Raw genomic sequence first — 15185 nt, 5'->3', positions numbered from 1 at the left:
CAGCTCTCGCAATGCGGCACCATATGAACGGAGCCTGTCGGTCACGGTCACTTCCAGGCGATCGTGCTTTCTCATTGCTTTTCTTAAGAATTTCAGGGCCGCTTTCTTGCCCCGCGTCTTTGTGACATAGCTTTCAAGGACTTCACCCTCGTGGTCGGCAGCCCGCCACAAGTAGTGCCGTTCACCATTAATCTTCACGAACATCTCGTCCAGATGCCAGCGCCACTGGCTCGACTCCATGCCGGCAATGCGTCTTTTTTTGATCTCTGACGCGAAAATCGGACCGAAACAGTTCCACCAGAAACGTACTGTCTAGTGGCTCACTTCAATGCCGCGCTCATGCAACAGATCTTCCACGTTTCGAAGCGATAGTGGGAACCGAACATAAAGCATCACCGCCAAACGAATGATCGCGGGACTGGTCTTGAAGTATCGAAACGGGGATTTCTTTTCCATGATGGGACGCTAGACCAACCCCCTGCCCGCCTCAAACTTGTTTTGTCTGACAGTACCCTCTGGACTAGTCTTGAAGTACTTGAATGGCGACTATTTAATCATGAGCGAAGGCTACGAGAGCACCCTACCCGCCTCAACCCAAGTTCTTCTGACAAGACCTTTAGCGGCTAGGAAAGGCCTTTCCCCTTCTCAAGACGCGTTATTCCGACAAGACCATTTTTGGTTCTTCAGGGCGGGACACAGTAAGTGCGGTGAAAAAACATTGCAGTTCAGGCCTATTCTTTGGATGTTAATAGCATCGCAAACCTTCTCGCGAATGCTAACAACCGGCGGCGCTACGTGCGAAGCAGTCAACCTATGTGAGACCGGGAGAATATGGCGCTTGAGGACCCCTTCACAGACCTCAAAATAGAAACGCAGCGGACAGGGTTCTACAAAGGATATAGCCTGCCGATTGCGCTGGTTAGCAAGTTCTCGGTTTCGCTGCTGGTTCTTTGGGCACTGGTATGGCCGTTAACCGCAAACGATACGTTACGATCATGGAAATCGGGGTTGTTGGCCGAATTCAACTCCTTCTATAACCTTTCGGTCGCACTGTTTGTTTTCTTCCTTTTTCTTGTCGCGCTTATTCCCTCAACCGGGCGAATGCGGCTAGGTTCAGACAGTGAAAAGCCCGAATTCTCGAATTTCTCGTGGTTTTCTATGATGTTCGGTGCCGGTCTGGGCGTGGGCCTTATGGTCTATGCGACCGCTGAACCGCTTGGTCTTTGGGAAACCAACCCTCTGACTGTTTCCGGAGAAGTCTCCTCAAAGAGCAAGGAAGCGATCAAAGGAGCGTATCGCTATACGTTCTTGCACACCGGATTTCACGCCTGGGCAATATACGTGGTTACTGGTCTAAGTCTTGCCTACTACGCTTATACGCGGGGCATGCCGCTGACAATTCGAACTGCTCTTACCCCGTTGCTTGGAGAGTACTCCAACGGTGTAGCAGGTCATGTGATAGATATACTCGGCGTGGTGGCAACGATACTCGGCGTAGCTGTGACGATCGGCTATGGCGTTTCTCAACTGGTCGATGGCGCGTTTCTGATTACCGGCGCGAACTGGCTTGTTGAAAGTGCGGCGACCACAATGAAACCTTCAACCGCCGGACTGATCACCGCACTGGCAGTGGTTATGATGATGTCGACACTTTCTGCTGTCTCAGGCGTCGGGCGCGGTGTCAAATACCTGTCAAATATCAATCTTGTCTTGTCGTTGGTTTTGCTGGCGGTGTTCATTGTCTATGGCTCGTTTGCTTTTGCAGCGACGACCTATGCCGCGGCCTTGGTCGACTATATCAAGAACTTCATCCCATTGAGCTTTCAGGCTTTTCGCCCGCTATCGGAATCTGAGTTTGCCACTGTACTGCCTGCTGAGGCAGTCCCCTTCGTCGGAGAGTTATTCGACGGCGCAACAGATGCCTGGGGAACGAAAGCGACCTTTTTTGAAGCGTTGAGGAATAATGCTGCCAATCTCTCGGATGCAACTAAGGCAGCAGCCTATGAAGCGGGCACGAAAGGGCGATTGTTTGAATGGCAGGCCGGTTGGACAACCTTCTATTGGGCTTGGTGGATCGCGTTTTCACCCTTTGTCGGTTTGTTCCTTGCGCGCATTTCCAAGGGGCGCACCGTGCGCGAGTTTATAGTGGGTGCGGTTATTGCTCCGTCCCTGGTTTGCTTTGCCTGGATGGCCATTTTAGGAGGTGCCGCTATCGACTTGGAATTGAATGGGGACGCTAACGGGTCAATCCTTGCCGCATCAACAACAGCAACATTATTTGTCACATTGGGCGAAATGATATCAGGCGAATTTCTCACTGCCATTAGTTTCATGTGCGTGGTGTTGACCATGACATTCCTCGTTACGTCGGCCGACTCTGGTATCCTTGTTATGAACACGATCATGTCTGGTGGGGCTGAAAAAACAGGCTTGATTCACCGTATCCTCTGGGGCGTTCTGCTGACGCTTGTTATTGGAACATTGCTGATTGCGGGTGGCGGCGGATTAGAAGCTCTGACCAATTCGATGATCATCGGTGCGCTGCCTTTCAGCTTTGTGTTGCTGCTCATGTGCGTATCGCTGGCCAAAGCAATGATAAACGACCTGCGTCGACTGAATCATGAGGCGCAATCGGACACGCCGACGAGTTCGTGACAACTGGATGTTAGTGCCCAATCCAATCAGTTAAGTTCAACTAGGTATCATCTTGACGATGAAGTGTTTGGGAAACATCGAGTGCAATACAAACAGGCAGATCTTCAAAGCCTCCGCGGGTTTGAAGATATCTGAGTGCAGATGGTAGTCAGTCCAGAGCCCTTCCAGCAGAGCAATCAATGCGTCTGTCGCGATCTTGGCGTCGACTCTCTCATATTCACCTTCGCTCTTTATTTGCTCCAACAGCTCTAGGATCACCGCTTTGAAACCTTTGTCTCGTGAGTCGATGAAAGGAAATATGTGCGGATTCGAAAGCGCTTCTGCCCGAAACGAAAACCAGATCGCGACGTCCTGCGCATTAAGGACGTAAGGATCGAAATCCGCTTTTATGATTGAGATTAGTTTTTCAGCAGCATCCAACTCGGGATTGTCGGCGATTGCCTTCCACTGCCCTGCATAGCGTGCCGACAACTCCTCTGCCACGGCTAGAAGTAGTTTTTCCTTAGAGCCGAAATGCAAGTTCACCATACCCCGCGACAATCCAGACAATTCCTGGATTCTTGCCGAAGTAGTTCCCCGGATTCCGAACTTATGGATGGCGTCCGCAGCCGCTTGGATCAACTGCCTTCGGTTCTGCAACTTGCTAAGATCTCGGGCGTTGGTTGGGATATCAGGCTCGGCAGTAATCTCTTCATCCTCTTCTGAGGTTTTCGTTCTTAGTCTTCTCGCACCCAGCGGCGCGAAAGTTCAAGGATTGACACGGAATGAATGATTGTTCATTTTGTGATTAATGTTTCATTTAGGTGCCACATGACCCTGTTGAACTCAAGCTTTCAATCCATACGTGACTGGGACAACGAACATTTCCTGCACCCGTGGGAGGGGATGTCATACCTGGGCCAAAACGAACGTACCTTTGCAGAAAGCGGTCTGGGCGTTCACGTCGTCACAGAGGACGGAAAGCGCCTGATAGACGGGCCTGCCGGCATGTGGTGCGTACAATTGGGCTATGGAAACACCGAAATTGCCGATGCTATGGCCCAGCAGGCGAAAGAGATGGCGTATTTTTCGCCCTTCAACAATGCCAACTCAGCTCCGGCCCGGTTGGCGCATGAGATCGCCAAGAGAACGCCGGGCGACCTGAACCACGTGTTTTTTACAACCGGTGGCTCAACGGCCGTGGATTCCGCTCTGCGGTTTGTGCAGTTCCGCAACAACCTATTGGGTAAGCCTGAAAAGAAAATCGTGATATCGCGGCAGAAAGCCTATCACGGATCGACCTACCTGGCGGCCTCTGTATCGGGAAAAGAGCGTGACAAAGGATGGTTGGACCAAGCCTCGCACCTGACGCGTTTCCTGCCGAACGTGAACCCGTATACACGTCGCCCCGGCCAGACGATCAATGACTTCCTAAACGAGAAAGTCGCCGATCTGGAAGGCATGATCCTGCAGACCGGAGCAGACAACGTCGCAGCTTTCATCGCTGAACCGATTTTGTGCTCTGGAGGAGTCATCGTACCTCCACCGGGATATCATCTGCGCTGTCTGGAAATCTGCCGAAAGTACGATGTCCTGTATATCTCGGACGAGGTTGTGACTGGGTTCGGACGGCTTGGGCACTGGTTTGCGTCCGAAGACGTCTTTGGGATTCAGCCGGATATCATCACCTGCGCTAAGGGAATGACTTCCGGGTACGTGCCGATGGGGGCCTGCATCATTTCTGATCGGCTGATTGCAGAAACAAGCGGCCAAGATGCCCAGGACGCTACCTTTTCAAATGGCTTCACCTATTCGGGCCACCCAGTAAGCGCGGCGGCCGGTTTGAAGACTATCGAAATCATGGAGCGTGACGGCGTTCTTGAGCATGTCCGCGCGATCACGCCGCTGTTCGCAGAACGCCTTCAGGCCCTAGCCGAATTGCCGCTTGTCGGTGATGCCCGCGGTATGGGGCTGGTTGGCTGCGTTGAGTGTGTTGCGGACGCCAAGGCCGATAACCTGCTGGATCTTGATAAATCAGTTGGCGCATTGATTGATCATCATTGTCAGGAGAACGGACTGATCCTGCGGCCAATCATCAATATGTGTGTGTTTTCTCCGCCGTTGATCATTTCAGAAGACGAGTTGAACCAGATGTTCGACATCCTTGAAAAAGGCATCCGGCTGGCGACCGAGGACCTGACGCGCCAGAGTTCGTTGAGAACTTAGGAATGGCTTCGGGGCGGCCTCGAAACCTTGCAAGTGGCGGGCCCCTGCCGCGACCTTCTACGCTCACTCAGCCCGCATTACTTCAGGCGGCAACTTGATCGGAAACTTGGATCGAACCTCTTCATCAGCCTTGTTGCCAAAGTAGTTCGGGTAGTGATTGGATAGGATATCGTTCACAACCGACCTACTCCGCTCGAACATATCCTGACGGCCTGCCTTCTCCCAAGTGTCGGTAAGTTCCCGATCCATCAAGGTTGGATAGACATATTCGGTCTCCATGTATTGCAAGGTCTGCGCATTACCAAGGAAATGACCTGGATCTATTGCGCATTCATGGATGACGTCGACCGAAAGGGTGTCGTCACTCACCTCGATCCCGCGCAGTGTTCGAGAGATCATGCCCGCTGCCTCGTTGTCGATGACCATCGATTCAAAGCTGCAGCCCATCAAGCTGCCGAGCATCCCGCCAAACTCGCACAACCGGTTTGCACCAGCATGGGCCGCTAGTGCGAAGGTAAGCGCTTTTTCCAGCCCATATTGCGCATCGGGGATTTTGGAATCCGTCATTCCACATCCGACGCTGGTTGGCAGGTTGTAGAAGTTGCCCATCTGGATGGCCGCCGCCGAGATCAACGCCTGCTCACCGCTCCCACCCGTAAATGACCCGGTGCGCAGATCGGTGATGAAAGGCCAAGCCGCGAAGACGACTGGGGTGCCTGGGTTAATCAGGTTTGCGATTGCGACACATGACAAGGTCTCGGCCACGGCTTGAGCCAAGGTTCCGGCCAATGGCGCAGGTGATGTAGCCCCGGCCTGTGGAGGAACGGCAAGGTCACACACAAGGCCCATCTTCGCGGTATCAATCAGGATTTCCAGGTTTTCCCGCCCGAACCTTAGCGGGGAAACGATGGGGCAGCCGCCAAAAATGACCGAGGGTTTCTCAAGGAACTTGCCCTCGCCGCCCGATGCCAAATCGAACATATGGATCGCGTCCTGAATATGTTCGCGTGTACGGAATGTCAGGCATGACGGCTTTTCACTTCCCGCCAGAATGGCGTAGAGCATACTCATGTCATGCTCGTAGTCCTGCGGTACATCCGTCGCCAGAACCGTGTCGCCAGTCATGTGAATGTTGTCGAGCCGATCGACCAAACGTGTGAAATCGTAGATGTCCTTGAGCGTTGATGGCCGGTAACTACGCGTCTCCGCGTCAAACGTGGTCACCGCCGTTCCGGAGTTCGCGTAATACACCTTGTCCTTGGTGCAATGCATGTCGTCCTTGCCGGCCCGCGACCCGCGTGCGTGTACATAGAATTCACTGGCTGCCTTGGCCAACAGGTCTTCCATCAAGGCACGAGGAAAGCACAGCCTGCCATGTTCGTTCACTGTGGCCCCTTTGGGCAACACGAGATCAAGGGCTTCCTGTGTTGGGTCCCCGACCCCAGTGCGCTCCAAAATGCTGAGCGCGGCTTCGTGAATGCGCGCCATATCTGCGTCTGAAAGCGGCTTGTATCTACCGCCCGAGATGCCTGGCCAAATTGCCTGCGAGGCGGCGTTGCTGGTTCGCACCGCTGCCCGCGCCTCACGCCCGCCTCCGCGCCGTCGTGATCTGCGCTGCGTTAATTCTGTCATTGTCGTTCTCCGAATACCAAGCGTGTCAGATCATACTGAAGTAATTGCGATAGAAGCCGGGAATGCTCCATTCCATCTCGGACAGCGGCCCCGGTTCGAAACGGTGGGAGTTCACGCCTTCTTGATTGTGACGGATGATCCGCTCGTCATCCAGCGACGTCACATGCCAGAGCCATGTCAGAGCTTCCTTGTCATAGTCACGACCCTCTTCCGCGTCGCCACGCACATACCAAACGATCTGAATATCCGTTTCTTGTAGTGCGCGTGGTACAAACCGATATCCGACCACGTGATCTGCATAGACGAGGAAGTAGTTGAGTGTTCCGATCCCCAGATCGGTGGCTCCCCCATCGTGGGTTTTCAGTTCTCCCAAACGCGGTGCCAAGGGAGCGCCATCCTTGCTGCCCGTCATGTAGCTGGGGAACAGCGGGTAGCGTCGCCAATAGACATCTGCACCCGACGCGACTGCGTTTTGTCCGGTCAGGTCAAGCTCATCAAGGGGAACTCCAGCGTCTTTCATCCGGTCATGCAGTGCCCCGCTGAACTCCAGAACCTGTGCGGGGTCTTTCAACGAATGGCTGCGCGAATAATCCTGATGAGACGGCGCGCAGTGATAGCATTCCAGATAGTTTTCCAGCGCCAGCTTCCAATTTGCCGGAACCGGATACGAGGCCTCATGGGCGATCTTCAGGTTTTCAAAGTCGAACGGCTTTGATAGCGGGGCCAACTGCTCCAAAGCAGCGTCCAGCGGCGGGGCGGTTTCAGCCGCGCAGACGAAAATAAGGCCCTGAAAGATCTTTACCTGAACCGGAAACAACCCGTACTGGCCTGGATCAAAATCCGGCCCCATTGACCGCCCGTTTCGAAGTTTGCCGTTAAGGTCAAAAGTCCACGCGTGATAGGGGCAGATGAAACTGCGGGCCTTACCTTTTCGTTCAGTGCACACGCGCGATCCCCGGTGGCGGCAAACGTTCAGATGCGCGCGCACCTCACCATCGCGATCCCTAACGACGATCACAGACTCAGTCCCGTAGTCGAACAGGAAGTAGTCCCCCGGTTCAGCGACTTGGCTAACGTGACCGACCCATATCCAATTTCGGCTCCAGAACATGCTGATATCGTTGTCGTAAACCACCTGAGACGTATAGAAATGCCGCGGCAAGGCGAACCCTTCCCGCTGCGCTTCCATCAAGTCGCGCATTACTTGCAAATCATCTTTTGGCATAACGCACCTCATACATTTTCAAGGGAAACGATTTCCCGACGGAAAAATTCACGTTCGATATCACCTGCGTCGCGTTCTAAATTCCGGGCAGCCATGTGACCAGCATATACAGCGTCAGCAATCAAACCGGGGTTTGCGGCATCACCGATCAGTTCCAGCTTGGTCAGCGGACTATCGGCCAACCCACGAAGCTCATCGTAAAGCGTGGTCTCGCGCGCGCGCTGTGTCACCAAGACGACAGAGTCGCATTCAAAGGTTTGCTCTCGTCCGGTGTAGACGCATCGTAAAATCGCCTGATTGGGCGCGACACTGGACAGGGCTTGGGACAGGGCCAACCGAACGCCCTTTTCCAAAAGGCTGCGTTGCACTTTGGTCTGTTCTAACGTCAGTTCGGTAAATGGCGAAACCATCGAGGCTGGAGATACAAAGATTACCTCTTGCCCGGCCTGAGCCAAATGGTCCGCCAACACCCCGCCGAGATAACCCTGGTCATCATCATAGACCATAATCCGGCCGCCCTCAGGCACCACCCCAGACATGATGTCGTCCGGAGTAAAAACCAGAGAGGCTGAATCCATTGACACCCCGCGAAACGCGGATTTCCCGCGACCATCTCGCCGCCATGTTGCCCCAGTGGCCAGAAAGACGTTCGGAGTTTCCAGCTCAACGACTTCTTGCGCGGTCAAACGGCTGTCCGTGAACAACTGAGCATTTCCGCGTTGTTGCAGGTCGTAGATCCTGTGATCTGCCACGCGTTTCCAGGCGGACAGCCCGGCCAGACCGGATTCCTGCAACACACGGCCGCCCAGTTCTAATTTGGCTTCGGCCAGGGTTACTTCGTAGCCCCGACGCGCCAATTGCATGGCACATTCAAGCCCGGCCGGCCCGCTGCCGACAACAAGCGCGGTGTCCTCCTTTCCCCGGCTTTCAATAATTTCAGGATGCCATTTCCGCCGCCATTCTTCACCCATCGTCGGATTTTGCGTGCAACGGATCGGAACACCCAGAGAGTCCGATGAAACGCAGATGTTGCAACCGATGCATTCGCGAACTTCTTCGATGCGACCTTCCTTGATTTTGTTAGGCAGAAACGGATCGGCAATGGATGGTCGTGCCGCGCCGATGAAATCAAGGATGCCCTTCTTGACCAAAGACACCATTAAATCCGGAGAAGTCAGCCGCCCGACGCCCACAACTGGCTTGGATGTGACCTGTTTGACGAACTCGACATAAGAGGATTGAAAGCCGTCGCGGGGCTCAAATCGGGTCGTTGCCGAGTCGTTGCTCCAATCCGCGACGTTGACATCCCAAAGGTCCGGCAATTCGGACAGCAGCTCGACCACGGCGCGACCTTCTTCCTGCGCCTGCATTCCGTCAGCCCCAAGCATTTCATCGACCGCGAACCGCAAGGCAACAGCGCAATCCTCCCCGACTTCTTCTTTTGTTTCTTCCAGAAGCTCTCGGGTCAGGCGCACCCGGTTCTCTAATGAACCGCCATATTCGTCGGATCGATCATTGAATTGCGGCAATAGAAAATGGTGCGGCAAGGTCATGTGATGACCCGCATATATGTACACGATGTCAAAGCCTGCCTCGCGCGAGCGACGCGCGGCCGCGCGATGCCACTTGCGAAACTCACGAATGTCTGACTTGTCCATTGCCCGAGCCTGCTTGGGATAGGCGGTCTCTAGGGCAATTTCCGACGGGGCCAGCAAGGGCGCACGGCTTAGGTGGTTCTGGGCGTGATGACCATTATGCGCCAGCTGGATTGCCGCAAGCGATCCCTTGTCTTTGACCGCGTTTGTAATAAGACGCAGTGCAGGAATATCCCGCTCATCCCAAATCCGATTCTCAGAATAGGGAGATAGGTCCGAAGTTGGATGAATCTCGGCCTCCTGTGTAGACACCACGGCCCAGCCGCCCTCGGCCTTCATTGCCCGCATCGCGGCTTCGGCCTGTGGCCGTAGATGCCCCAAACCATTGCAGTGGGGCACTTGATAGAACCGGTTTTTGGCCATTACTGGCCCGATTTGAACCGGTTCGAAGAGAACAGAGTATTGGTCAGCGCCTGACATAGCCGCGCTTCCTCCAGAGAAATTGGAAATAGTTCTGTGGGAGTGGTGAGGTTATTGCGCTCTGCCACTCCCGGCTGTGTCATGAGTGTTTTAGAATCCCGCTTTGATGCGCTCGAACTCCTTCAACATCTTCGCTTCAATCTCAGGATTGACCGCGTCAAAGAACAGGCTGCCGTCAAAAAAGCTGTCCACGTCCGAGAACCCGTAAGTCTCAATCAATTCCGGATCAGCTTGCGCAAACGCATCCGCATTAGAATGGGCATAACCCCAGTTTTCGATAATGTACTTACCGCTGGCGGCAGAGCTGAGCGCGTTCAGCATGTCATAGACCTGCTCATCCGACTGCTTGGCGGATTTCAGATGTACATAGCCGCAAACCCAAGTGGCGATGCCCTTGTCCACATCGCGCATCATAACGGCCGGGGTCTCGTTCCAGATCAGATTTAGTTCCGATTGGTTCCACCCCCAACCCAACGTCACTTCACCGCTGGCAATCGCCTGATCCAGTTGACCCGCATCGGACCAGTAGAAACGTACATTGGGATGAATTGAGCGCAGGTAATCCGCAGCTTTCTGGAATTCCTCGTCGCTCATATCGGTATAGCTGGAGGCACCGGTTGCCAGAGCGGCCATGGCAAATGCGCTGGATGCGGCGTCCGGAATGGCAACCTTGCCCTGATAGGTGGGATCGGCCAACAGTTGCAGCGAAACATCATCCGCCGAAACCATATCGGTGCGATAGATCAGGCCGGTGTTACCCCATTCAAATGGCACCATATAGGTCTGCCCGTCGATCGTAATGCCATCGACCTCTTTGATCTTGGGCATCAGCTTGTCCCAGTTTTCCAGCTTGCTGGTGTCGATGGGCTTTATCAAATCCGCCGCGACCCACTTTCTGAGGGCATCCGTGCAAGGATGAGCGAGATCGGCTTCGAACCCGGATTGAAGCTTGGTGAACGCCTCTTCGACGCTGCCGAAGTAGGTGTAGCTGGGTGCGCCGCCGTACTTTTCGACATAGTCACCGTAAAACCCCTGATCCTCGTAGCCGGACCAATCAAAGACGGTCAGATCAGCCGCATTGGCCAGAGCTTGGTTCGCTGCGAAGGTGGCAACTACAGCTGCCGTAAGTGATGCTGCTTTATTCATTTGTCTCCTCCCAAAGATTCACGTTTGCCCAAATCGATCACCGAGGCGCTTTGAACGCCAAGCCAGACGGTATCGCCCCGGCTGTGATCGACTGTGTGAAAGTAGTTCGGCACTGCGACGGCGATGCTGTCAGCCAGCCCCTTGATGCGGACGTAATAGTGGACGCTCTCGCCATAGAAGGCGACGTCTGACACCTCGCCCTGAACATAGGCGTCATACCCCTCCGGCTTTTCTGCTCTGATCTCCAGCTGCTCGGGACGAACGCCGACCAACAGATCCTTGTCATGCGCCTGAACGTTGGGGTTCACCCCAATTGTCATCTGCCCAAAGCCCTGAACGTTGACTTCCAGCGCTTCAGGGTTCTCTGACGTTACCTCGGCATCCAGAAAGTTCATCCCGCCGATGAAAGAGGCCACTTCCCGGTTGCAGGGTTGTGAATACAAGACCTCGGGTTTGTCGACCTGCTTGAGCCGCCCCGCAAACATGACTCCGATCCGGTCAGACATGGTCATCGCTTCGTACTGGTCATGCGTCACCATGACGAAGGTAATGCCAAGCTTTTGCTGCAAGCGGCGCATTTCCAGTTGCATCGCTTCGCGCAGGTTCTTGTCCAGCGCGGACAGAGGCTCGTCCAGCAACAGCACCTTCGGACGCATGACCAGCGCACGGGCCAGCGCCACGCGTTGCCGCTGACCGCCAGATAACTCATCGGCTTTGCGGTCCTGCAAGCCGCCGAGTTCTACCATCTCAAGCGCCTCGGCAACTCGCTCCTTGATTTCATTCCGCGAGAGCTTTGTCTTGCGCAAACCGAACCCGACATTGTCGCCGACATTCAAGTGCGGAAAGATCGCATAGCTTTGGAACACCATGTTGGTGGGTCTCTTGTTGGCGGGCACCTCGCCCATTGTGCGGCCATCAATCCGGATCTCGCCTTCTTCGTGGTCCTGAAATCCTGCGATGATGCGCAAAGCCGTTGTCTTTCCGCAGCCCGAAGGTCCAAGCAGCGAAAAGAACTCACCCTCTTTCAAGGTCAGGTTCAGATCGGCCACGGCAACAAAACCTCCAAAGCGCTTCTCGACACCCTTGATTTCGATGATGTTCTGTTCGCTCATCTTGTTCTTTTCCTTTGGCCTCAATCCGAGGACTTGGTCGAGCGGCGGCGAAAATACTCTGCTATCAGCAGCAGCATGACCGACGAGAGCAAAAGCAGAGACCCAAGCGCCAAGGTATTGGGTAGCTTTGCCGGGAAGCGGATTTGACTCCAGATATAGACTGGCAGTGTCGGGCTGTTTCCGGACAGGAAGAAGGCCAGAACAAATTCATCAAACGACACTGTGAACGTCACCAGCAGGCTGGCGATGATGCCGGGCGCAACAATAGGCAGAGTGACGCGCCGAAAGGTCCCAATGACACTTTCGCCGAGATCAAAGGCGGCCTCTTCCAGCGATTGGTCGAAATCGTCAAAGGCGGATTTCATGATCGACACGGCGAATGGCAGCGCCACAAACACATGCCCAAGGATTACAGTTGTCAGCGATGGTTTCAGCCCGATGCTGATGAATAGAACCAGCATCGAGCTTGCGACGATGATCCCGGGAATGACCAGCGGAAGCATGACCAGACCTTCGGACATCTCACGCCCTTTGAAGCGATACCGAACATACGCGCGTGCCGCGAAAAGACCCAATGACGTCGCCATAAGAGCAGCCACGCTGCCAACGATCAATGAGTTCACCATCGCCTGCAACAGCGTGTCTTGCTGCCCCAACTGCGCATACCATTTCAACGTGAACCCCTTTAACGGGAAGGCCACGATGGTACCGTCATTGAACGAAAACAACGGCAAAAGCAGAACCGGCAGGTACAGAAACACCAGGTAGGCGATCGCATAGACAAGCAACCACGGGATACGAATAGCCTTGGTCATCTGATCCTCCGCCCCAGTGCAGTGGCAACCACTACGAAGAGGATTGCAACGCAACCGACCGAAAGCATCGCAAGCAGAGATAGGGTTGCACCCAACGGCCAATTATTGGCCGCGCCAAACTGCACCTGGATCAAATTGGCTACCATTTTGCCCTGCGATCCACCGACCAGAGCCGGAGTGACGTAATCACCCACGGTAGGGATAAATATAATAAGGCAGGCCGCGATGATCCCCGGCACAGTCAGAGGCAATGTCACGCGGACAAATCTTTCAAGCTTGCTGCAGCCGAGGTCGGTCGCGGCCTCTAGCAGGCTGCGATCGATTTTTTGTAGGGATACATAAATCGGCAGGATTGCAAACGGTGCCCAGGCATGGGCAAGTGTAAGAACAACGGCGAACTCGTTGTATAGCAGGAATGTCAGCGGCTCCTGTATCAGGCCCAACGAAATCAATGCCGAGTTCATGACCCCGTTGAAACCAAGGATCAGCTTCCAGCTAAACACTCGCAGTAGGTAGCTGCTCCAAAAAGGGATAGTGATCAACAATAACCAGAGGGTCTTTTTTTGTGTCCGAAATGCGATGAAGTAGGCGATCGGGTATGCCAGACAGACCGTTGCCAGTGTCACCGCCCCTGCAATTGCAATTGACCTAATCATCAGGTGCCGAACCAAGGGGTCAGTAAACGCCTCTTGGTAATTCGCCCAAGTCAGCGTGCGATCAATCTCGACATATGTCTGGGTCCAAAAGCTATAGGCGACAAGAATACAAAGAGGCACCGCAACCAACAGCCCGACATAGAGCGTCGCCGGCGCGCTCAGTGCTAGGCCCTTGCCCGTTTCACTTCGTAGTACTCCGGCCATGCTTCCCTGCTGAGCTTCGTTTTCGGTGGCACGACAATGTCGATCACAAAATGGACAATCGTCCATTTAAATCTGGAATTTTTGGACTAGCTGTGTCAACTGATAATTTCGCAACTGGGGATGGCCAATTTCACACTGGCCATTAGAAGACACCGCAAGAGACTGAAAACAAACAGAGCCGCCCAATCCAATGACTGGAAAACGACAAGAAATACGCGAACGAAATCGCCTTTCCCTGATCGAGGCAGTACTCGACTCGGTTGCAGAACAAGGGATTTCCGAGACCTCAGTAAGCGAAATCATTCAACGCGCCGAGCTGTCCCGCGGCATGATTCACCTTCATTTTGGCGGCAAAGACAACTTGGTTGACGAAGCCGCCCGCTACTCATCCGAACAATACTACAATGGCATTTACGACCTGTTGGAAACGACCGGGCAATCCGGACAGGAACATATTGAGATGATTGTTCGGGGCGACTTGAGTGAAGCCATTCTCAATAAGAAAAACGTTTCCATTTGGTACGCGTTTCGTGGCGAGTCCCGAAACAGAGCGGCAATCGCTGCGTTTTCAGATACCCGCGATGCTAAACTTCGTAATCTGGTTTTCAACGCATTCGCTCGAATTGCGAAAGAAGCTGGAACCGAACACCCTAATCAAGTTGCCAGGGATGCTACGCACGGTACACTCGCAATGCTGGAAGGCATGTGGACCGATTACCTACTCCACCCCGATTCATTTGACCGCACCGAGGCAATTAGAATTGTTTTTCGTTTTCTGCGTGCAATGTTCCCTGAGCATTTTGACCTGAGCGGCGCCTTGTTATTTGATTAGAATTTTCGAAGAGTTGTTTTTGCATCAAACTCGATGCATGCCATCAATCAAGGTCCAATAAATCAATTTCACACTTAGCATTTATCGACATGAACGTCCGCTTTGGGCTCACTACCGCCAAATGCTTCGGCAGAAATGGTGTTCTCGGCGGATTTCTGAGAGCAGGCATTCACTCCGTTTGTACGATGACATCGTTAGGGTGCTGTGAGACAAAATCGAACTAGGCCAACTAGTCCAGTAGAGCTGTCCTTCATGCCGCGCCAAGTTCGCGCCACTCAGCAAGAGCGGCAGTGCGCGTCAGCTTGAATGTGTCTCTGCTGGTCAGTGATCTTTCCTGGTTGAAGTGGTTGTAAACGGAGGAGTGGACGGAAGCGAGTTTCTGTAAACTTTGCGTACGCCTGAATCGCTGCATCGCGCGTTCTCTTCGTCGGAACGGAAGGTGTGAGTTCTCAACCCGGTTATTGAGCCACCTGCCCGCCCTTTGCATTTCGCGTGCACCCAAATCTCTGAATGCCGCCCTGTAAGAAGCGAAGCGATCGGTGACTACTTCTTCAGCTTTGCCGTGCCGCTTCATCAATTTCTTGAGAAATTTCAATGCCGCCTGCTTGTTTCGGCGTTTGGTGACGAT

12 protein-coding genes and 1 pseudogene are annotated in these 15185 nt (G+C 53.9%); 3 read left to right on the top strand and 10 right to left on the bottom strand.

The window, feature by feature from the left end:
• Positions 1-456: pseudogene (locus GOW98_RS24235) on the bottom strand (IS6 family transposase); the annotation flags it as partial.
• Positions 457-831: 375 nt separating this feature from the next.
• On the opposite strand from GOW98_RS24235, the gene GOW98_RS24230 reads away from it, so the two are divergent.
• Positions 832-2655: a BCCT family transporter gene (locus GOW98_RS24230; RefSeq protein ID WP_170336987.1), complete on the top strand. Its 1824-nt coding sequence runs from the start codon at positions 832-834 to the stop codon at positions 2653-2655.
• Between the two features lie 36 nt (positions 2656-2691).
• Here GOW98_RS24230 and GOW98_RS24225 read toward each other — a convergent pair whose 3' ends face one another.
• Positions 2692-3276, bottom strand: coding sequence for a TetR/AcrR family transcriptional regulator (locus GOW98_RS24225; RefSeq protein WP_254438164.1), 585 nt, complete (start codon positions 3274-3276; stop codon positions 2692-2694).
• A gap of 189 nt (positions 3277-3465) precedes the next feature.
• Here GOW98_RS24225 and GOW98_RS24220 point away from each other — a divergent pair, with 189 nt between their 5' ends.
• Complete coding sequence (locus GOW98_RS24220; protein ID WP_170336983.1) at positions 3466-4860, top strand: aminotransferase; 1395 nt, start codon at positions 3466-3468, stop codon at positions 4858-4860.
• Positions 4861-4923: 63 nt separating this feature from the next.
• Here the strand turns inward: GOW98_RS24220 and GOW98_RS24215 are convergent, their stop codons facing one another.
• The 7 genes from GOW98_RS24215 to GOW98_RS24185 form a co-directional block, all read right to left on the bottom strand.
• Positions 4924-6492: a trimethylamine methyltransferase family protein gene (locus GOW98_RS24215; protein ID WP_170336981.1), complete on the bottom strand. Its 1569-nt coding sequence runs from the start codon at positions 6490-6492 to the stop codon at positions 4924-4926.
• Positions 6493-6517: 25 nt separating this feature from the next.
• On the bottom strand, positions 6518-7717 hold the full coding sequence (locus GOW98_RS24210; RefSeq protein WP_170336978.1) for an aromatic ring-hydroxylating oxygenase subunit alpha: 1200 nt from the start codon (positions 7715-7717) through the stop codon (positions 6518-6520).
• A gap of 8 nt (positions 7718-7725) precedes the next feature.
• Positions 7726-9792, bottom strand: a complete 2067-nt coding sequence (locus tag GOW98_RS24205; protein ID WP_170336976.1) for an FAD-dependent oxidoreductase — start codon at positions 9790-9792, stop codon at positions 7726-7728.
• Between the two features lie 90 nt (positions 9793-9882).
• Positions 9883-10938, bottom strand: coding sequence for an extracellular solute-binding protein (locus GOW98_RS24200; protein WP_170336974.1), 1056 nt, complete (start codon positions 10936-10938; stop codon positions 9883-9885).
• Positions 10935-12050, bottom strand: coding sequence for an ABC transporter ATP-binding protein (locus GOW98_RS24195; protein WP_170336972.1), 1116 nt, complete (start codon positions 12048-12050; stop codon positions 10935-10937). The genes GOW98_RS24200 and GOW98_RS24195 overlap by 4 nt, the downstream gene beginning before the upstream one ends.
• Before the next feature lie 20 nt (positions 12051-12070).
• Complete coding sequence (locus GOW98_RS24190) at positions 12071-12865, bottom strand: ABC transporter permease (protein WP_170336970.1); 795 nt, start codon at positions 12863-12865, stop codon at positions 12071-12073.
• Positions 12862-13725 carry an ABC transporter permease gene (locus GOW98_RS24185; RefSeq protein WP_170336968.1) on the bottom strand — a complete coding sequence of 288 codons (864 nt, stop codon included), beginning with the start codon at positions 13723-13725 and terminating at the stop codon, positions 12862-12864. The genes GOW98_RS24190 and GOW98_RS24185 overlap by 4 nt, the downstream gene beginning before the upstream one ends.
• Positions 13726-13915: 190 nt before the next feature.
• On the opposite strand from GOW98_RS24185, the gene GOW98_RS24180 reads away from it, so the two are divergent.
• Complete coding sequence (locus GOW98_RS24180; protein ID WP_170336965.1) at positions 13916-14557, top strand: TetR family transcriptional regulator C-terminal domain-containing protein; 642 nt, start codon at positions 13916-13918, stop codon at positions 14555-14557.
• A 250-nt stretch (positions 14558-14807) separates the two neighbouring features.
• On the opposite strand, the gene GOW98_RS24175 is transcribed toward GOW98_RS24180, so the two are convergent.
• A partial coding sequence (locus tag GOW98_RS24175) for a DDE-type integrase/transposase/recombinase (RefSeq protein WP_170336963.1) occupies positions 14808-15185 on the bottom strand: 378 nt, incomplete at its 5' end.

Origin of the sequence: Ruegeria arenilitoris (genome assembly GCF_013032445.1) — a bacterium.
Classification (GTDB): domain Bacteria; phylum Pseudomonadota; class Alphaproteobacteria; order Rhodobacterales; family Rhodobacteraceae; genus Ruegeria; species Ruegeria arenilitoris_F.
Note: the sequence above shows the minus strand (reverse complement) of the source record. Positions and strands in the feature narration are given on the sequence as shown.